Source organism: Cryobacterium sp. Sr8, assembly GCF_004403225.1.
In the GTDB taxonomy this organism is placed as follows: Bacteria; Actinomycetota; Actinomycetes; order Actinomycetales; family Microbacteriaceae; genus Cryobacterium; species Cryobacterium psychrotolerans.
Genome location: NZ_SOHO01000070.1, coordinates 71,004 through 89,429 on the forward strand (window position 1 = coordinate 71,004; position 18,426 = coordinate 89,429).

The 18,426-nt window shown below is 69.9% G+C and carries 16 protein-coding genes; 5 read left to right on the top strand and 11 right to left on the bottom strand.

The features are described 5' to 3' along the window. Nucleotides 1–8 precede the first annotated feature (8 nt). The 6 genes from E3T54_RS14815 to E3T54_RS14840 are packed head-to-tail and all read right to left on the bottom strand — an operon-like array spanning nt 9 to nt 5,755. A complete protein-coding gene (locus E3T54_RS14815) occupies nt 9–395 on the bottom strand; it encodes a DUF2304 domain-containing protein (protein WP_134476355.1) in 387 nt (128 codons plus the stop codon). Beyond that, the gene (locus tag E3T54_RS14820; protein WP_134476356.1) at nt 392–1,141 is read right to left on the bottom strand and encodes a glycosyltransferase family 2 protein; all 750 of its coding nucleotides are present in this window, start codon (nt 1,139–1,141) and stop codon (nt 392–394) included. Before E3T54_RS14820 ends, E3T54_RS14815 begins: the two co-directional genes overlap by 4 nt. Further along, nucleotides 1,134–1,598 carry a hypothetical protein gene (locus E3T54_RS14825; RefSeq protein WP_134476357.1) on the bottom strand — a complete coding sequence of 155 codons (465 nt, stop codon included), beginning with the start codon at nt 1,596–1,598 and terminating at the stop codon, nt 1,134–1,136. Before E3T54_RS14825 ends, E3T54_RS14820 begins: the two co-directional genes overlap by 8 nt. After that, nucleotides 1,595–2,941, bottom strand: coding sequence for a glycosyl transferase (locus tag E3T54_RS14830; protein WP_134476358.1), 1,347 nt, complete (start codon nt 2,939–2,941; stop codon nt 1,595–1,597). Before E3T54_RS14830 ends, E3T54_RS14825 begins: the two co-directional genes overlap by 4 nt. 46 nt (nt 2,942–2,987) lie before the next feature. Further along, nucleotides 2,988–3,956, bottom strand: coding sequence for a hypothetical protein (locus tag E3T54_RS14835; protein WP_134476359.1), 969 nt, complete (start codon nt 3,954–3,956; stop codon nt 2,988–2,990). Continuing rightward, nucleotides 3,953–5,755, bottom strand: coding sequence for an ABC transporter ATP-binding protein (locus tag E3T54_RS14840; RefSeq protein ID WP_134476360.1), 1,803 nt, complete (start codon nt 5,753–5,755; stop codon nt 3,953–3,955). The genes E3T54_RS14835 and E3T54_RS14840 overlap by 4 nt, the downstream gene beginning before the upstream one ends. Before the next feature lie 131 nt (nt 5,756–5,886). On the opposite strand from E3T54_RS14840, the gene E3T54_RS17445 reads away from it, so the two are divergent. Both E3T54_RS17445 and wecB read left to right on the top strand, forming a co-directional pair. Then, entirely contained in the window at nt 5,887–7,137 is a 1,251-nt protein-coding gene (locus tag E3T54_RS17445) for a glycosyltransferase (protein ID WP_092323106.1), read from the top strand. A gap of 37 nt (nt 7,138–7,174) precedes the next feature. Further along, entirely contained in the window at nt 7,175–8,236 is a 1,062-nt protein-coding gene (wecB, locus tag E3T54_RS14850; RefSeq protein ID WP_134476361.1) for a non-hydrolyzing UDP-N-acetylglucosamine 2-epimerase, read from the top strand. A 326-nt stretch (nt 8,237–8,562) separates the two neighbouring features. On the opposite strand, the gene E3T54_RS14855 is transcribed toward wecB, so the two are convergent. The 4 genes from E3T54_RS14855 to E3T54_RS14870 form a co-directional block, all read right to left on the bottom strand. Continuing rightward, nucleotides 8,563–10,476, bottom strand: a complete 1,914-nt coding sequence (locus E3T54_RS14855; RefSeq protein WP_134476362.1) for a glycosyltransferase — start codon at nt 10,474–10,476, stop codon at nt 8,563–8,565. A gap of 109 nt (nt 10,477–10,585) precedes the next feature. After that, nucleotides 10,586–11,803, bottom strand: a complete 1,218-nt coding sequence (locus E3T54_RS14860; RefSeq protein ID WP_134476363.1) for a lipopolysaccharide biosynthesis protein — start codon at nt 11,801–11,803, stop codon at nt 10,586–10,588. Between the two features lies 1 nt (nt 11,804). Beyond that, nucleotides 11,805–13,106, bottom strand: coding sequence for an O-antigen ligase (locus tag E3T54_RS14865; protein WP_134476364.1), 1,302 nt, complete (start codon nt 13,104–13,106; stop codon nt 11,805–11,807). A gap of 19 nt (nt 13,107–13,125) precedes the next feature. After that, nucleotides 13,126–14,430 carry an O-antigen ligase gene (locus E3T54_RS14870; protein WP_134476365.1) on the bottom strand — a complete coding sequence of 435 codons (1,305 nt, stop codon included), beginning with the start codon at nt 14,428–14,430 and terminating at the stop codon, nt 13,126–13,128. 93 nt (nt 14,431–14,523) lie between these two features. On the opposite strand from E3T54_RS14870, the gene manA reads away from it, so the two are divergent. Further along, nucleotides 14,524–15,804 (top strand): mannose-6-phosphate isomerase, class I, encoded by a 1,281-nt coding sequence (gene manA / locus E3T54_RS14875; protein ID WP_134476366.1) that lies wholly within the window; start codon nt 14,524–14,526, stop codon nt 15,802–15,804. Between the two features lie 108 nt (nt 15,805–15,912). On the opposite strand, the gene E3T54_RS14880 is transcribed toward manA, so the two are convergent. Beyond that, complete coding sequence (locus E3T54_RS14880) at nt 15,913–16,842, bottom strand: GlxA family transcriptional regulator (RefSeq protein ID WP_134476367.1); 930 nt, start codon at nt 16,840–16,842, stop codon at nt 15,913–15,915. Nucleotides 16,843–16,922: 80 nt separating this feature from the next. Between E3T54_RS14880 and galE the strand changes: the two genes are divergently transcribed. Continuing rightward, on the top strand, nt 16,923–17,897 hold the full coding sequence (gene galE, locus E3T54_RS14885; RefSeq protein WP_134476368.1) for a UDP-glucose 4-epimerase GalE: 975 nt from the start codon (nt 16,923–16,925) through the stop codon (nt 17,895–17,897). A gap of 145 nt (nt 17,898–18,042) precedes the next feature. Beyond that, a complete protein-coding gene (locus E3T54_RS14890) occupies nt 18,043–18,360 on the top strand; it encodes a WhiB family transcriptional regulator (RefSeq protein WP_134476553.1) in 318 nt (105 codons plus the stop codon). The last annotated feature ends 66 nt before the right edge of the window (nt 18,361–18,426 follow it).

Below are 18,426 nucleotides of genomic sequence, written 5' to 3' on the forward strand. Positions count from 1 at the left end.
GCCGGGCGTCACGGCTCGGGGCGAAAATCGCTGGAAGGTCGTTCCTGGAGGCCTTCGAGCCGCTCCAACCTTACCTTTTGCAGCGCGGACTCTTCTGCCAGCACCCGGGTCTTGTCTTCCAGCCCGGTCAGTTCGGAGCTGTGCTGCAGGCTCACCAGGAAGAGAATCACGATGCTCACGAAGAACACCAGGTTGGTCGGCACCTCGACCCCGAGCAGGTCGGCCAGGGCGGTGAGGGTGGCCGGGAAGATGCCGAGGACCAGGGCGAGGAGCGCCGCGACGAACCACCACACCGCGTGGCGCTCGCGCAGGCGCCGCCGGCGGAGCAGCTCCACGACGGTGAACAGGGCGATCAGGGCAGAGACGATCCCCAGGATGTAGGTTGCTGTGCTCACGTGGTGACCTCCGGCGGGACCTTCACATGCGGGCGCATCAACGCGAAGAGGAGCGCGATGCACGCTCGCCCCAGGTAGACGGCCGCCTTGAACGGATGGTGCGAGGGATTGCCGGCCTGGCGCGGGCGCATGGAGACGGGAACCTGGCTGATCCGCAGTTTGGCGCCGGCGGCGATCACCAGGGCCTCGAGCGTGTCACCGAGGTACTCGGCCGGGAAGTGCTCGGCGAACAGCGCGACGGCGCGCGGGCCGTTGGCCTTGAAGCCGCTGGTCACGTCGGTGAGCGGAACCCGGCTGATCCGGCTGATGATCCTGGCCAGCACGATCATCGCCCAGAGCCGGGGGCCGCGGGCGTCGTAGTCCCCGGTGCCCGCGAAACGGGCGCCGATCACGATGTCGTTGGAGTCGAGCTTGTCGATCAGGGAGAGCACATTGCGCGGGTCGTGCTGGCCGTCGGCGTCGATTTGAACGACGTTGCGGTATCCGTGGGCGACAGCGAACTTGAACCCGGCGCGCATCGCGCCTCCGACGCCCAGGTTGAAGGGCAGGTCGAGAACCGTCGCGCCCGCGTCGAGGGCGCGCTGTCGGGTGGCGTCGGTCGAACCGTCGTTGACGACGAGGCAGCGGATGCCGGGAAGCACCTCCGCGATCTCGCGCAGCACCTCCCCGACCGAACCCTCTTCATTGAAAGCGGGCAGCACCAGCAGGGTCTGCTGCGCGTGTGCCGGCACGCCCGGGCTAGCCATGCGGGCGGGAATCCTTGAGCACGGTGCGCGCGGAGGGCAAACCGTACACGGCGGCCGCGTCCCGCGCGAGGGAGGAGTGCACGCTCTTCCAGGCGGTGAGGATCGAGTCGCGTTCGACGGCGACGATCAGCCCGGCCTCCCGCAGCGCCTGGCGGGCCGCGGGGCTCCGTCGCACCGCACGCCACATGCGGCTGCCGCCGTCCCACGGGGTGAGCCGGAAGAGGTTGCGGCCGGCCGCCGACCCGGACAGGGCGCGCTGCACGCTAAGGCGGAGCCGCCCGGAGAGGGTGCCCGAATCGTCATGGCCCACGGCGATGCTGGGCGCCTCGCCGGCTCCCGGCTCCCAGCAGAGCACCGTGAGTTCGGGTCGCGCATCGGCGGGCAGGTCGTCGAGGCCCAGTTCGGCCAGGCTCTTGAAGATCGAACCGGAGGGGCTCACGAGTACGACGCGGTTCATCGCGGGGCCTCACTTTCGGACGCGGTGGTGTCATGCGGGGCGCCGAGGGCCCGGATGCGGGGCAGCAGCTGGTTGGACCGTTCGTACTGCGCGGCCCAGTCCTGCACGGCGTGGCGTTCGCCGCTCGTCTGGTTCACGGCGCGTTCGGCCAGGGCGACGACCGTGGCCGCGATCGCCTCGGCGCTGAGATCCGGTGTCGCGATCCAGGCCGCGGAGTCCTCGAGGATCTGGGTGGCGGCATTGCCCGGGTCGTGGATGGACGCGACCGGAAGGCCGGTGGCGCAGTACTCGAAGACCTTCCCGCTCGTCACGTACTTGCCGGTGCCGAGCACGAGCAGGAGGGCGTCGAAGGAATGGTAGGTGTCCGCGATCTCGGACTTGCCGACCGGGCCCAGGTACCGGATGCCCTGCTCGCGGAACTCGGAGAGGAGGGCGAGGATTCGATCGTTCGGGATCCCGGAGTGGTCGAGGTAGCCGTAGATGTCGATCCGGGAGGAGGCCAGCAGCGGGGACCGGCTCCGGGCCAGGGCCCAGCCGTCGAAGAGCTCCCGCATGGGCACGTGGGCGGAGATCGTGCCGATGTAGCCGAGCACGAGCCCCTGCTCCCGGCCGGGGCGGGGCTGGTCGGAGAACTTCGCCATGTCGGCGTCGTACCCGTTGGCCACGACATGCATCTTTTCGGCGTGCGCCGGGTAGATCTTCGCGTGCCAGGCGCGGATGGGTTCGTTGACGAACCAGACCTCCCTGGCGCTCTCGACCAGTTCGGTCTCCCAGGTGTCCTGCGGGCTCCCGGGAGGGGTCAGTCGCCGGCCGGAGAACACGTCGAGCTGCCAGGCGTCGCGGTAGTCCATGACGTACGGAACACCGAAGTCCTTGTGCAGCCGGAGGCCGGGGGTGAAGTCGACGTGCGGGTTGGCCGTGCCGATGGTGAGGCTGACCGGGTTGGCCCGGTGGATGCGCACGGCCGCCTCCTCGAGGGGAGTGCGCCAGCCTCCGTAGGTCCCCTCGGGGAACGAGCGGATGTCCTTGCGTGCGCGGTACCCGTTCCACAGCTCCGGGGCGTGGGCCCTCCAGAAGGACCAGGTGCGGATGTCGGTCTGGTAGGCGCCGCTGGTGAACGGCACGCGCACGACGGTGATCGACGGGTGGATCTGCGCCTCCAGCGTGCTGTCGATCCCGGTGCCCATCGTGAAGGTCTCGCGGTTGGCCGTCAGCACGGTGACCCGCCAGCCCTTCTCCGCGAAGGCGTTCGCCGTCGCGAGGGCACGGTAGACCCCTCCGCCGCGGCAGGGGGGGTATCCCCAGGCGACGTAGAGAAGGTGAGGCGCGTCCTGCTTGGTCATCTGTCCTGTCCGTTCGCGTGTTGCACCTGGTCGCCCGCCGATCGGGTCACAGCGGCAGGCCGCGGTACATGTCCGCCAGCCGGGCGGCGAGCATCGAAGCGTCGTGGGTGCCCAGCATCCAGGCCGGCCCGCCGAGGGACCGCGAGGCATCCTGGGGCTGCTCGAGCGCGGCCAGGGCCGCGGTAACGAGCTCCTCGGAGGTTTCCGCCGTGATCACGGGGGTGGTGGTGTCGTAGGCCGGGTGCAGCGGCATGACGACGGGCACCCCGATGCCGATGGCCTCGAGTTCGCTGGTTGCCACGACGCCCGCGGCCTGGCCGGCGACCACATGCGCGCCGGCAAGCCAGCGGAGGTACTCGGGCTTGGGCATCCGGGGCATGATTTCCACCCCGGCCTCGCGTGCGGCGCCGGCGGAGTCTCCCCAGTCCAGCCCCTGCACGCGAACCGCGCCGCCCGCCCGCGCGACGAGGCCGCGGGCGATGTCGAGCTGGAAGTCGGCGTTCTTGGAGCCGTCCCAGCGGGAGGCGAACACGATTGTCGGCGTTTCGGCCGGACGCCAGGCGGGCAGCGCCGGGACGTCAACCGGGATCGGGAAGTAGACGGCATCCGCGCGCGCCTGGATGGCGTGTTCCCTGAGGTCCGGCGTCGAGTAGAGCACGGCCTGCGCGGTGGCGGAGGCGCTCAGCATCACGTCGTGCGCGTAGGGCTGGTGGAAATGGTGACGGATGTCGGTGCCGTGGAAGTGCAGCACGTACGGCCGACGAGGCCACAGCTGCAGGTACGAGGTGCGCCTGCCGTAGTGCAGGTGGATCAGGTCGGAGGGGAGCAGGTCGATGATCCGGCCCGCATGCCAGGCCAGGGCGCCGGCGTACTTGCGCACGGGGTTCGAATCGTGGCTCAGGTCGCGCACGTTGCGGTAGCGCCAGTCGAGACCCTGCTCCCGTCCCTTCGCCGCGAGCAGCTTGCCGAGATCGGCCGCATCGAAGAGGTGGGTGACCGTCAGGTCCTTCTTCACGACTGGGCCTCCTGGGAGAGTCCGGCCAGGGCGGCCTGCGCGGCGAAGTCGGGAACGGCGTTGACGACTTCCTGGAAGGTGCCGCTGGCCTCGAGCCGGCCGTCCTTGAAGAAGAAGACGATGTCGGCGTGCCGGATCGTCGCCAGCCGGTGGGCGACGGTGATCACGGTGAGGTGTCCGACGAGGGCCTTGATCGCCTGGGTGACGGCGGCCTCGGTGGCGGTGTCGAGGGCGCTGGTGGCCTCATCCATGACCAGCACGCCGGGGTCGGGGTAGAGGGCCCTGGCGATGCCGAGCCGCTGCCGCTGGCCGCCGGAGAGGGCCATGCCGCGCTCGCCGATGGGGGCTTCGACTCCGCCGTCCCTGGCGTCGACCATGGAACTGAGCTGGGCGCGGTCCAGGGCGGTCACCACGCGCGCGGGCTCGACGTGCGCCGGGTCCCAGCTGAGGGCCACGTTCTGGGCGATCGACGCGTCGAAGAGGGCAACCTCCTGCGGCACGTAGCCGATCGAGGCGCGCCAGGCGTTGAGTACCGAGGTGAGCGGCTGCTGACCGACCGTGATGGTGCCCGACGTCGGGATCAACAGGCCGAGCAGGATGTCGACCAGCGTCGACTTTCCCGCGCCGGAAGCGCCGACGATGGCGACATGGGATCCGGCCGGGATGTTCATGCTCACCCGGTCCAGGGCGGGGGAATCCGCATCGGGGAAGCTGAAGCTCACCTCGTTCAGCGTGATGTCGCGCTCCGACGCCGGGGGGAGGACGGCGGTGTCGTCCGGGGTGATCTCGATCTTGCGCTGTTCCGCCTTGGCGATCTCGTCCAGCACCAGTTCGGCGAACGACGCGTTCGAGTGCATCTGGGACAGGATCGACTGGAACCGGGTGAGCGAGGGGACGATTCGGAAACCGGCAACCGCGAACAGGGCGATCGCGCTGACTGCGCCGGTCTGGCCGCCGGTGATCCAGCCCATGCCGCCGACGAGGATGAAGCCGACGATCAGTGCCGATTCGAGGATGTAACGCGGGACCACGCTCAGGAAGGACAGGGTGGCACGCGACCGCGAGGCCTCCAGCCGGTTGCCGTGGACGGCCTGGCCGATGCCGGCCGTGGCGCCGCGGAGCGTGATCTCCTTGAGCGTTGCGACCGCTTCGGTGATCAGGCGGGAGGTGTAGAACGAGTACTCGCGGTTGCGCCGTCCGTGAAGCACGGCCTTCCGGGTGATCACCCGGGAGAGGAACAGGGCGATCAGGCCGAGGTAGACGATCGTGAGCGCGGCCGTCGACGGCTGGGCGATGGTCAGCACCAGCAGCACCGCGGCCGTGGACACGATCTCGCCGGCCAGGCTGCTCGCCGGGATGAGCACACCGTAGACGGTCGTGTTGACCCCGGCGTCGACCGAACGCACGATGTCGGCCGAGTTCATCCGGAGCCGCTCGACCCACGGCGTGCTCATGTACGCGGCGAACAGCTTGTCGCCGATGGCGACCTCGTGGTTCGCGAAGCGCCGAGTGCCGATCCGCACGACGAGCATGTTCAGCAGGGACTTCAGCACGATGGCGCCGGCGATGATCGCGAGGATGACCGTGTACTGGCCGACCTCCGAGATGGTGACGCCGAGCACCGGGATCGTCGTGGGCTTGTTCGAGATCATCCCGGGGAGCACGACGGCGAGGAGGCCGAGGGAGACGATGTCGAGCACCGAGAGGGCCATCGTCGCGCCGGTGTACCGCACGATGAAGCGTTTCGAACCGGCGGGAAGCGCGTTGAGCAGGTTTCGGACAATTGTGTACAAGGTCATTGCGGGGGCGGTCCTCCCTGGACTTGCGGCAGTGAGCGCTGGACTTGCGGCAGTGAGCGCATCCGACTCATCCTAGTTTGCTCAGCGGGAATGACCGTCTTCCGGTTTGCCGATGCTGCTAGCTTCAAGGTGTGCCGAAACCCCTGACCAACGCCGTGCGCCGGGTGCTGCAGGGCATCTGGCGCTCGCGGCACTCCTGGCCGGACCGGCTCAACGCGGTCGCGGACGGTCTCCTGTCCCGGGCGCCGGATCGGGTGCTCCGGGGGCTCGACCGGGCCGTCCTGGGCGGCGGCGCCCGCATCCCCGGCCCGGCGCAGGCACCCGACACGGACATCCGCTTGTACGTTGCCCCGGCCAATTTCGCCGGCCAGGGCGGCCAGTGGGCCCGCGCGGTCTCCCGGCATGTGCCCGGCGCCGGGGCGGTGAGCATGGGCTTCCAGGGCGCCGGCGCGTTCGGCTTCCGGGCCGACTACCCGGTCGACAAAGACGTGTACCTGTACTCCGGATCCTGGCAGCGGCGCCAGCTCCGGGCGGTCAGCCGGGGCTTCACCCACGTGCTGATCGAGGCCGAGCGCCCGCTCTTCGGCACCTTCCTCGGCTCGGTCGAGCGCGAGGTGGCGGCCCTGGCGCGGAGCGGGGTCCGGGCCGCCTTCGTCTGCCACGGAACCGACATCCGGCTGCCCAGCCGCCACGCCCGGACGAATCCGTTCTCTCCCTACCGCGACGGCCTGCTCGCGCAGACGCCCGAGCTGGAACGGCGCGCCCGGGAGAACCGGCGGGTGCTCGACCGGTGCGGGCTCCCCGTCTTCGTCTCCACTCCCGACCTCCTGCTCGATGTCGCGCAGGGCCTCTGGCTCCCGGTCGTCGTCGACCTCGAGCGGTGGAAGCGCTCCAATCCGGCACTGACGGGCCCGCGCCCGGTTGTCGTCCACATTCCGAGCAAGGCGATCATCAAGGGCACCGACCTCGTCGACCCGATTCTGACGGCGCTGCATGACGACGGCCTGATCGACTACCGCCGGGTCGAGGGCGTCCCCTCGGGAGACATGCCCGAACTGTACGGTTCGGCGGACATCGTGGTCGACCAGTTCCGGATCGGCAGCTATGGGGTGGCGGCGTGCGAGGCGCTGGCATCCGGGCGGCTCGTGGTCTCGGATGTCTCGGAGCAGGTGCGCGCGGAGGTGGAGGCGGCCACGGGCCTGGCCCTGCCGATCGTCCAGGCGACCGCCGCCGAACTGGCCGAGGCCATCCGCCGGGTCGTGGCCGATCCCGGCCACTACCGGCAGGTCGCCGAGGCGGGTCCCCGCTTCGTCGGCGAGGTGCACGACGGCCGCTATTCCGCGCGCATCCTGGCCGCCCACTTCCTCTCGACGGGCGCCTGAAGACGCCGCTCAGGCACGCTCGCCTAGGATTGCCCGTGTGAAGTTACTGAGTGTCGTAGGTGCCAGACCGCAATTCGTCAAGCTTGCCCCGATCGCCCGGGCGGCGGCAGAGGCCGGGGTGGAGCACATCATCGTGCACACCGGTCAGCACTACGACCCGCTGCTCTCCGATGTCTTCTTCGAGGAACTCAGCATCCCCGCGCCGACCGTGCACCTCGGCGTCGGCTCCGGCAGCCACGGCGTGCAGACCGGAGCGATGCTCGGTGCCCTCGACGCCGTGCTCACCGAGCACAACCCCGACTGGGTCCTCGTCTACGGGGACACGAACTCCACCGTCGCCGCCGCGCTGAGCGCCGTGAAGCTGCACTACAAGGTCGCGCACCTGGAGGCCGGGCTGCGTTCCTTCAACCGGCGGATGCCGGAGGAACACAACCGGGTGCTCACCGACCACGCCGCCGACCTGCTGCTCCCGCCCACCGAGGTGGCGCTCGCGCACCTCACCGCGGAGGGGCTCGCCGACCGCTCCATCGTCGTCGGAGACGTCATGGCCGACGTGCTCTACCAGGTTCGCGACGCCGCCGCGGGCCGGCCCTCCCAGCTGCTCGAGTCCCTCTCCCTCGAGCACGGCGGCTTCTACCTCGCGACGCTCCACCGGGCCGACAACACGGATGACCCCGCCCGCCTGGCCGAGATCGTCGACAGCCTGTCCTCCCTCGACCGCCCGGTCGTGCTGCTCGCCCACCCGCGCCTGATCGCCAAGGCGGCGGAGTTCGGCATCGACCTGGCCACGGGCACGCTCATCCCGCATCAGCCGCTCGGCTACTCGGAACTCATTGCGGCCGTCATGGCCAGCGCGGGCGTGGTGACCGACTCGGGCGGCCTGCAGAAGGAAGCGTTCCTGCTGCGCGTGCCGTGCACGACCGTGCGCACGGAGACCGAGTGGGTCGAGACGATCGACCTCGGCTGGAACGTGCTGGCAACCTCGCGCGAGCAGATCGCCGCCGGGGTCACCCGGCCCTGGCCGGCCGCCACGGATGCCGCGCCCTACGGCGACGGCCACGCCGCCACCCGTGTGATCGCCGCTCTCCTCCAGCACTAGCCCCCGCGCGGCGCCAGCCGTGCACCCCAGCGCCGAGACTCGCCGTTTCTGCCCAGTGTCGCCGGTGCGGCGGGGACTCTCGGCACTCTCGGCGACTCTCGCGGCGGGCGACCGCGGCGGCGGCGGCCGGTGGGACCGGCCTGTGCGCCGACGTTGACTGTTCCGGTCGAGTTGGCCTGGTGCGCCGGGCAAACTCGACCGGAGGTGTCAATCTCGGCGAAGGTTGCGCCGAGGCTCGCCGTTTCTGCCCAGTGTCGCCGTTGCAGCGGGGACTCTCGGCACAATCGGCGACTCTCGCGCCGGCTCAGCGGCGGCTCAGCGGCGGCTCAGCGGCCGAGCGTCTTGTCCCACTCCTTGACCGAGGTGATCTCGGGCAGCGCGTCCCGGTACTGGCGGGCGAGTTCGGGCCAGCGGCGACCGATCTCCCGGTGCAGGCGCCAGCTCTCGCGCAGCATCCGCCGGAACTGGCGGCGGTCCCGGGAATACCAGGTCTTCCCGGCGCCGTCGGCGGTCGAGACGAGAGCGCTGTCGAAATACGGCAGCCGGAACCAGACGCCGTCGCGCTTGGACAGCTCCACCTGCGGGCGCTCGACATTGGCCGCGGCCGGTTTGACCAGCCAGTGCCGGGCCACCATCTGCGCGGTGAAGAGGATCAGCGCCAGTCCGCGAGGTCCCCTGGCCTGCTGGGTGCCGGCCGGGATCGGGTACACCCGTTTGCCTTCATTGGTCACGGGGGTTTCGGCATCCGATTTCAGCACGCGCTTCTCGCGGAAGTCCGCGGCCTGGGCCCGGAGCTCCGCGAGCTTGGTCGGCAGCGTCGCGTGCATGTGCGCGGGGCCGCTCAGCACGTCGCGCAGGGCCTGCTGGCGCAGGGCAACCGGGTAGTACTGCATCGACAGCAGGTGCTTGATGTCCCAGATGCGGCTGTCGCGCAGGAGATCCCCGCCGCCCTTGAACGGCGAGTGCAACAGCGCGGCCACGAACCGGTTGCGGGCGTGGAAATACGCCTGCCAGTCGATGGAGTCGTCCTTGTCCAGCCAGGACACATGCCAGAGCGCGGCGCCGGGCAGGCTGACGGTCGCGAATCCGGCCGCGCCGGCGCGGAGGCAGTACTCCGCGTCGTCCCACTTGATGAAGGCGGGGAGGGACAGGCCGACGGATCGGAGCGTCTCGGTCGGGATGAGGCAGAACCACCAGCCGTTGTAGTCCGCGTCCATGCGGGCGTGCATCCAGCGGGTCTGGCGCAGGTTGCTGAACCGGAAGTCGTGGGGAACCTTGTCGTGCGGTTCGGAGTGCCAGACGAACGGCTTGAGGTCGACGGTCTCGGCGAAGGCGTGCAGCACCGGGCGGTCGAGCAGGTCGAACATGTGCCCGCCGACGAGTACGGGGCGCCGGCTGAACCGGCCGAATTGCAGCGCGCGGAAGATGCTTTCGGGCTCGACCTTGACGTCGTCGTCAAGCAGCAGCACGAAGTCGCTCTCTGGTCGGTCGAGTGTTTCCGCCATTGAGCGGGCGAAGCCCCCCGAGCCGCCGAGGTTGGGCTGCTCGATGACCTGGAGCTGGTCGCCGAGCCTGGCCGCGACGGCCGGGTAGGCGCCCTGCGCCTTGACCTTGTCGTTGCCCTGGTCGACGAGAAAGACCCGGTCGATCTCGCCCAGCAGCGCGCCGCTGCCGGCGAGGGCGTCCAGCGTTTCGACGCAGTAGTCGGGCTTGTTGAAGGTGGTGATCCCGAGGCAGACCTTGCCCGTCCGGGCGGGCTCGTCGGGGGTGGCCCAGCTGCCGCCGCGGAGCACGAGCGGTTCGGTCCCGGCGACGATGTCGAACCAGTACCAGCCGCCGTCGCCGAAGGTGACGACGGGGAGGTCGACGCTGGTGCTCATCGTTCCGGCCAGGGCGTGCGACTCGACGCGCTGGGCGATGCCGTGCGCGGTCGAGCGGTAGATCATCAGCGTCCCGGCGCCCTCCGTCTGCAGGTTCAGGCGGATCGAGCGCACCGTGGTCCAGTGCTGCCAGTAGGACGCGGGGAATGCGTTGAAGTAGCTGGCGAAGGAGACGCGCGCGGTTGCGCCGATCCGGATGCTCTCCCTCGAGATCAGGTCATCGATGTGCGCGTTGTCGCTCACCCGGGTCTCGGTGTCGCCGAATCGGGCCCAGGTGCCGGCGTCAAGATACAGCGACAGCACATCCGGGTCGTTCTCCAGCGGGAAAACCACGTTCTGAATCGTTGTCCAGTCAGTCAATCGTTCGTACTCCGTTCAGCTGCGCCGGACGTCACGTCCACCTACGACCCTACCGTCCGGCGCCGGGATGCCTCCTGCGGGCGTCGCCCGCGCCTGCCCCGCCGCCCGATCAGGCGCGGGGGACACGCAGGAACGGACGCAGCACGACGAGTTGCACGGCCAGGACGCTCACTTCCGCGGCGGCGAGCCCGAACGCGAGCCCGGAGACCCCGAACCAGAGCGTCAACGGAATCATCAGCGCGCTTCCCACGACCGCGCCGACAATCGTGCTGACGGCCAGCGCCTTGGTCAGCCCGAAGGCGTTCATGCAGGCGAATCCGGTCAGCTGGGAGGCCAGAAGGGCGCCGAGGTTGATCCCCATCGCCAGCGCCAGGCTGAACGGGATGGTCAGGGTCCCGCCCGAGAGGATGGAGCCGGCCCAGGGGCCGAGCAGCGTGTAGCCCAGCGCGCCGACCCCGCCCAGCAGCAGCGCGATCCAGAGCACCCTCCGGGCCCGGAAGACCTGGACGTCCAGGCTGCGGGACGGGACGTAACCCTGCGCCACCTGCACGATCGGCCGCGTCGAGTACAGCGCGAGCCGCACGATCCGCTCGGCGAGGGCGTAGGCGGCGGTCGCCTGTGGGATGAAAATGCCGACCAGGATGACCGGAACGTTCACGTACAGCGACGACGTGACGGACATCGTGACGGATGCCGAGTGCCCGCGCAGGTTACCCACGGCGGGCCGGGGCGAGAGGAAGAGCGTCCAGCCGGGGTACCGACGCAGGATGTCCCGGGTGGTGACCACCGTCGCGACGACGACGCCGAGACCCTGCAAGGCGACGAACCACAGCGGGTTCCCGGTCGCCATCAGGATCAGCGCGCCGAGAACCGTCCCCACGTTGCGGGGGAGCGTGTCGAGCAGGAGGAAACGGATGGGGCTGGACTCCCCGACGTAGAACCAGCCGCCGCCGAGGGCGGCCAGCACGCCGGTGGCGACCGTGACGGCCGCGAGCATCCCGTCGCCGCGCGAGAGCGGAATCGCAATCACGATCGCCACCGGCAGGATCGGCACGCAGAGCCAGAGGCGGCTCATCAGCGAATCGAGGTAGAAGCGCCCGCGCTCCCCGTCGTCCAGCGTGGCCACCGTCGTCGGACCGGTGACACCCCAGCCGAACACGGCGATGACGAACGCGAACCCCGCCACGGCCTGCGCGACGGCGATCGTGGCCCAGGCGTCCTTGCCGGCGAAGATGATCACGGCCGGGATGACGGCGATGCTGATCACACCGCTCAGCAGGACCGAGATGCCGTAGCCGCCGGTGAACCTCAGCAGACGACGATTCACGCTAGTCCTCGAACCGCCGCGGATGCCGCGCCAGGGCGCTCCGCCAGCTCATGCCCTGCGATGCCTTCATCGCGCAGACGACGAGGAGCAGCCAGCCGAACTCGACCAGGATGGTGCTCTCCGCGGCCGACGCGACCAGCAGGGCGACGAGGGTCAGCGCGGGCCAGACGTGCACGAAGGTGCGCTTGTTCGAGGCGAGCAGCCAGGAACGCACGAAGGCGAGCCCGACCAGGGCGACGAAGGCGAGGAAGCCGACCAGGCCGGCCTGGAAATAGACGTCGAGGAACGCGTTGAGACCGGATGACTGGTCGCGGCCGGTGACGAAGTCGAGCCAGCCGTACGGGGTGACGTTGTTCGGCCAGTACCCGGCCCAGCCCCAGCCTTCGAGGGGATGCAGGGCGATCAGGCGCCACATTTCGCGCCACAGCGTGTAGCGCACCTCGAATTCGCTGCCGGCGTTGAGCAGTTCGATGAGCCGGCCGCGGGCAATCCACGCGCCGATCAGGGCGATCACGGTCGCGCCCAGGAGGCCGAGCTGCAGCATCCATCGTCCTTCGGCAGGCGTGCGCCGCAGCCAGTACAGGGCGAGGGCGGCGACGCCGACGAACAGGGCGACGAGCATGATCACCGGGGAACCGGCGAGAAGGATGCACAGCCCGGCCAGCACGAGCGACCCGATCGCCGGGCCCCGGCGCAGTGACCGCGACCGAAGTTCGACGGCGAAGGTGATGAACGCGAGGAGCGCGACCAGCCCGAGCACGTTCCGCGAACCGAAGATGCCCTGGATCGGCCCCAACCGGGCCAGGTTCCCCTGGATTCCGAGGAAGGCGATCGGCAGGTCGAGCAGCAGGCCGGAGACCACCTCGAGTGCGAGGGAGACCCCCAGCAGAACGCGGAGCACGTCGCCGGTGGCGCGCACAATCTGAATGGTGTCCCGGGCCAGGGCGATGTACACGGCCAGGAACGCGAAGGTCAGTTGGTAGCCGACCCCGGTGAGGGTGGCCACGGTGTAGCCGCTCCAGACCAGGGTGAGGGTGGACCAGCCCAGGAAGACGAGGATCGAGATCGGCAGCAGCCCGTGCCATTCGATGCTCGCGCGGCGGGCGTAGAGCGAGAACGCGGCCAGGGCCACGAGGCCGACCAGCACGGCGGCGAGCCCCGCCCAGCCCATCACGCTCTTCAGAAGCGAGATCGAAAAGGCCACGCCCAGGGCCACGTGGGTGAGCGAGGTCGCGAACCGGGGCGAAGCGAGGATGCGTGCCAGAGCCGACGGGACGGCGGAATTGTGCGCACGGGGGATCATGACGATTCCACGCTACCGTCTACGGCATCGGTGCGGCGGAGGCCTGCTGACGTTTCGTCATCAGGGCAAGCACGCAGAGGATGACCCAGCCGAATTCGACGAGCATCCGGCTCTCGGCCACGCTCTGGGCCAGCAGTGCGGCCAGCAGCAGCAGCGGCAGCAGCGCGGACGCCGTGTAGGGGGACTTGTCGGCCAGGCCATGGCGCGGGCGGTCGACCGCGAGGAACCAGGACCGCCAGAGCGTGGACAGCACGAGCGCGGAGAACACGATGAGACCGATGATGCCCAGCTGCAGCCAGACGTCGAGCCACGCGTTGTGCGCCTGCAGGTAGACGACTCCCTTCCGCACGGCGAGCCCGTCGAAGGGCTCCACCCACGGCGCCCAGTAGCTCACCCAGCCCCAGCCCTGCACCGGGCGCTGGGCGGCCAGCCCGGTCACGCTCGCCCAGATGTCGAATCGGCCGGTCAGGTCGGGGCTCTTGCCGAACAGGCCGAGAAGCTGCGGGGTGAACGCGATCAGGGCCCCTGCGGCGGCGAGAACGGATGCCCCGGCCGTCAGGTAGACCGGCCGGCGTCCGTCGGCACCCGCCCGGCGCGCCCACAGGGCGAACACCAGGGTCAGACCCACCGCGGCGGCGGCCAGGGTGACGGTCGCCGAACGGGTGAGTACGAGCATCAGCACGGCGAGGGACAGCCAGGCGATCCCCCAGCCGCGCCGCACCGTGCCGGCGGCCAGCTGCACCGCGAAGACGATGACGGCGAGGAGGGCGAGGAAGCCGAGCAGGTTGCGGCTGGCCACGATGCCTTCGATCGGTCCGCCCTGAAGCAGCAGGCCGCGGGACCAGTAGAACGCCTGCGGCACCGTGTCGGTGCCGTAGTCGACCCAGAACGGCAGCACCGCGTGGCGCACGAATATTCCGACCCAGAGCTCGAAAAGCAGGGAGAGGCCCAGCACCCAGCGCAGGGCGACCGAGAACGCGCGCAGGAGTTCGGCCCAGGTCAGCGCCAGCGCCAGGAAGACCGCGGGCAGCGTGGTCGCCCACTGCAGGGCGATGCCGATCGCGCTCGCCCCGGGATAGAAGGACCAGGCCAGCGAGAGGGTCGCGAGCCCGAGGAAGGCGACCAGGGATTTCGGGAAGGCGCGCCACATCCAGTCGGGCCTCAGCCTGACCAGGCCGACGATGCTGCCGACGAGGAGCACCAGCGCGATCGCGCCCCACCCCCACCAGTCGAGCAGGTTGCGCCAGAACTGTCCGGCGACAAGCGTGAACAGCACGAACGTCGCAAAGGTGCGGACGACGAAACGGCTGCGGACGGGGGGCATGTGACTAAGGGTAGTGGCGCCGGCTCAGGCGGATGCGGCCTCGCCGCGGCATGCTTGGTAGTTTGGGTCGACGGAGCCAGGCAGGAGCCAGCCATGTTTGTGGGAATTTCCAACACACCGCGGGATTACGCATGGGGTTCCACGACCGCCATTGCGACCCTGCTCGGGCGTGAGCGCTCCGGCAAGCCGGAGGCCGAGTTGTGGCTCGGCGCGCACGCCGGCTCGCCGTCGACCATTGTCGACCCGGGCGTCGCGGGCGGGGCAACGAACCTGGCCGAGTGGATAGCCGCGTCACCGGAGCGGGCGCTCGGCGTCCGGCTGGCGGGTTCCTCCACACCGCCCCGGCTGCCGTTCCTGATGAAGATCCTGGCGGCCGGCAGCCCCCTGTCCCTGCAGGCGCACCCCTCGCCGGAGCAAGCCCGCGCCGGGTTCGCCCTGGAGAACGAGGCCGGCATCCCGGTCGACGCGGCCGGACGGAACTACCGCGACCCGTTCCACAAGCCCGAACTCATCTACACGCTCAGCGAGACCTTCGACGCGCTCTGCGGATTCCGCGACCTGGGCGAAATCCGGCGGATCCTGGCGGAGCTCCGAGCCCTGGACGCCGCGAGCGACGAGCCGCAGGCCGGAGCGCTCGACGCGTTCGAGAGCCGGCTCCTCGGGCCGGACGCGCTCCACGACGTCGTCGACTGGTTGCTGCGCGACGGGCGCGGCGGCGACACCGGCGAGGTCGCCTGGCTCGTCGAGCGCGTGGTCGCACTGGCCCGGCAGGCCGCGTACCTGGCCGAGGGCGGGGCCGTGATCGGCTTCGCGGCGGAACTGGCCTGCGTGCGGGACCTGGCCGAGGCCTACCCGGGCGACCCGGGCATTGTGCTCTCCCTGCTGCTCAACCACGTGACCCTGCGCCGAGGCGAGGTGCTCTACCTGCCGGCCGGCAACATCCACGCCTATCTCTCCGGGCTCGGGGTCGAGGTGATGGCAGCCTCGGACAACGTGCTCCGCGGGGGGCTGACTCCCAAGCACATCGACATCGACGAGCTGCTCGACGTGCTCGACTTCACCCCGCTCCCGGTGCCGTATCTGCCCCCGTCCGCCGATGGCCCCGGGGTGTCCGTGTACCGTCCCGACGTGCCGGACTTCCGGCTCGTGCGGGTTGACGCGGATGCCGCCGGCCCGGGGGATGTGCCCATGCGGCAGGTCACCCTGGCCGGGCCGGCGATCGCCATCTGCACGGCGGGCGGGTTCCTCGTGGCCGGCGCCGCGTCATCCGCACGCGTCAAGCGTGGCGACGCGGTCTTTGTCACCCCCGACGAGGGCACCATCACCTTCGCCGGCGCCGGCGAGGTCTTCCTCGCCACCACCAACACGCCCTAGTCCCTCGTCACGCGCCGCGCCCTCGCCAGGCGCCACTGCCTGGCCGGACGTCGCTGAGATGCGGACAAAGTACCTTCCCTGGCCGAACGAAGGTGCGTTGTCCGCAACTCAGTTCCCGGCACGGGCGCTGCGGCTGCCGAAGGTGCGGCGGTAGGCCGTCGGGGTGGTCTGCAGCACCTTGAGGAAGTGGTGGCGTATGACGGCCGCCGCGCCGAAGCCGGTGTCGCCGGCGATGGCCTCCAGGCTCCACTCGGTCTCCTCGAGCAGTTGCTGGGCCCGGAGCAGCCGCTGGCGGTTGAGCCAGGCGGTCGGCGTCGTGCCGAGGTCCGCGCGGAAGCGGCGCGCAAAGGTGCGGGGCGACATCAACGACTTCCGTGCGAGCTGCTCCACCGTGAGTTCCCGGTCGAGGTTCTGCATCATCCACTCGGTGACGACGGCGAAGGAATCGCTCCGGCTCTCCACCACGGGCGACGTGATGAATTGCGACTGCCCGCCGTCGCGCTGGGGAGCGACGACCATGCGGCGCGCGATGATGTTCGCCGCGGCCGCGCCGAGTTCCTTGCGCACTATGTGCAGCGCGGCGTCGATCCCGGCGGCGGTGCCTGCCCCGGTCACGACCCGGCAGTCCTCGACGAACAGCACATCGGGGTCCACGTCGGTCTCCGGGTAGGCCCGGGCGAGGTCCGCCGCGTACATCCAGTGCGTTGTGCTGCGTCGCCCGTTCAGGATGCCCGCCTCGGCGAGCACGAACGCCCCGCTGCAGACGCTGAGCACCCAGGCGCCGCGTGCCTCCGCATCCCGCACGACCCGCAGGATCTCCGGGTGGATCGGGGCGCCGGCCTCGTAGGCGGGGATCGCGATCAGGTCGGCGTCGGCGGCCGCGGAGAGATCCTCGTGCACCAGGATGTCGAAGCCGAGCTTCGTGCGGATCGGGCCCGGCTCCGCGGCGGTGACGTGGAAATCGAAGACCGGGCCGCCGTGCTCGCTCCGGTCGATTCCGAAGACCTCGCAGATGACCCCGAACTCGAACGGGGACATCCCCGGGGCAGTCCATACCCTCCGGTTAGGCTGTTCCCGGTGGCAGCACGCGGTTGCCGCCGGAGCAGTGAGGGGCCCACATGGCTTGGTTAGTCACCGGGGGAGCCGGTTACATCGGCGCCCATGTTGTTCGCGCGTTCCTCGCCGAGGGCATCGAGGTCGTCGTGATCGACGACCTCTCCAGCGGCCACGCCGAGTTCGTCCCGGAGGGCGTGCCGTTCGTTCGCGGCAGCATCCTGGACGCCGAGCTCCTGCGCCGCACCTTCGCCGAACACGACCTGAGCGGCGTCGTGCACGTCGCCGGCTACAAGTACGCCGGTGTGTCCGTGCAGCGCCCCCTGCACACCTACGAGCAGAACGTCACCGCAACGGTGACCCTGCTGGCCGCCATGCAGGAGGCCGGGGTCGACCGGATCGTCTTCTCCTCCAGCGCCGCCGTCTACGGCACCCCGCGCACCGACCTCGTCACCGAGGACACTCCCAAGAACCCCGAATCGCCCTACGGGGAGTCCAAGCTCGTCGGCGAATGGCTGCTGCGCGACCAGGCGGTGGCGACCGGCCTCCGCCACACGTCCCTGCGCTACTTCAACGTTGTCGGTTCCGGCGCGACCGACTTGCGCGACACCAGCCCGCACAATCTCTTCCCCCTCGTCTTCGAGGCGCTCGCCGCCGGACGCACCCCGCGGATCTTCGGCGACGACTATGCGACGCCGGACGGAACCTGCGTGCGCGACTACATCCACGTGTCCGACCTGGCGATCTCCCACGTTGCCGCGGCCGGTCGACTGGATGCCGGTGAGCCGATCGAGCCCGTGTACAACCTCGGCAGTGGGGAGGGCGTCTCGGTCGGGGAAATCATGGCGACGGTGGCCGCCGTCACCGGAATCGACTTCGCGCCGGCGCATGAGCCGCGTCGTCCGGGCGACCCCGATCGCATCGTCGCGTCCGGCGAACTCGCGGCGCGGGACCTCTCCTGGAGCATGCGCCACAGCCTGGACGACATGGTGCGGAGCGCCTGGGAATCCCACCGGGCCGTTTCCGCCCCGAACGGGTGACATGTTTCCGATCCTTGGGCGAGTCGAAACCCTGGAGCCAATATCGAGGGTTTAGTCTTTGCGACTTGACGCAGGGGGAACTACACCGATGTAATTAGTTCAAGACACGCAATGAATGCGCGTCGCACAAGGGGTGGGAGACGATATGTCAATATCTGGGTATCGTGCCGGGGTTCCTGAGGACTGGTTTGTCGATCCAGTCCGCTTGGGAGTGCCCGGAGTGCGCAAGGAAACGAGAGATGACAATCCCCTGGCGTGGCAGACGGATTCGCTCTGCGCCCAGACCGATCCGGAGGCGTTCTTCCCTGAAAAGGGCGGCTCGACCCGCGATGCGAAGAAGATCTGCGGATCCTGCGAGGTCCGGACGCAGTGCCTGCAGTACGCGCTCGCCAACGACGAGCGATTCGGGATTTGGGGCGGACTGTCGGAGCGCGAGCGCCGCAAACTGCGCAAGCGCGCCTGAACACAGCGCGACTGAAGGTCGCGGCGGCCGGTCGGATTTAGGGCGCGCCCCCCACGCTCCGGGGCG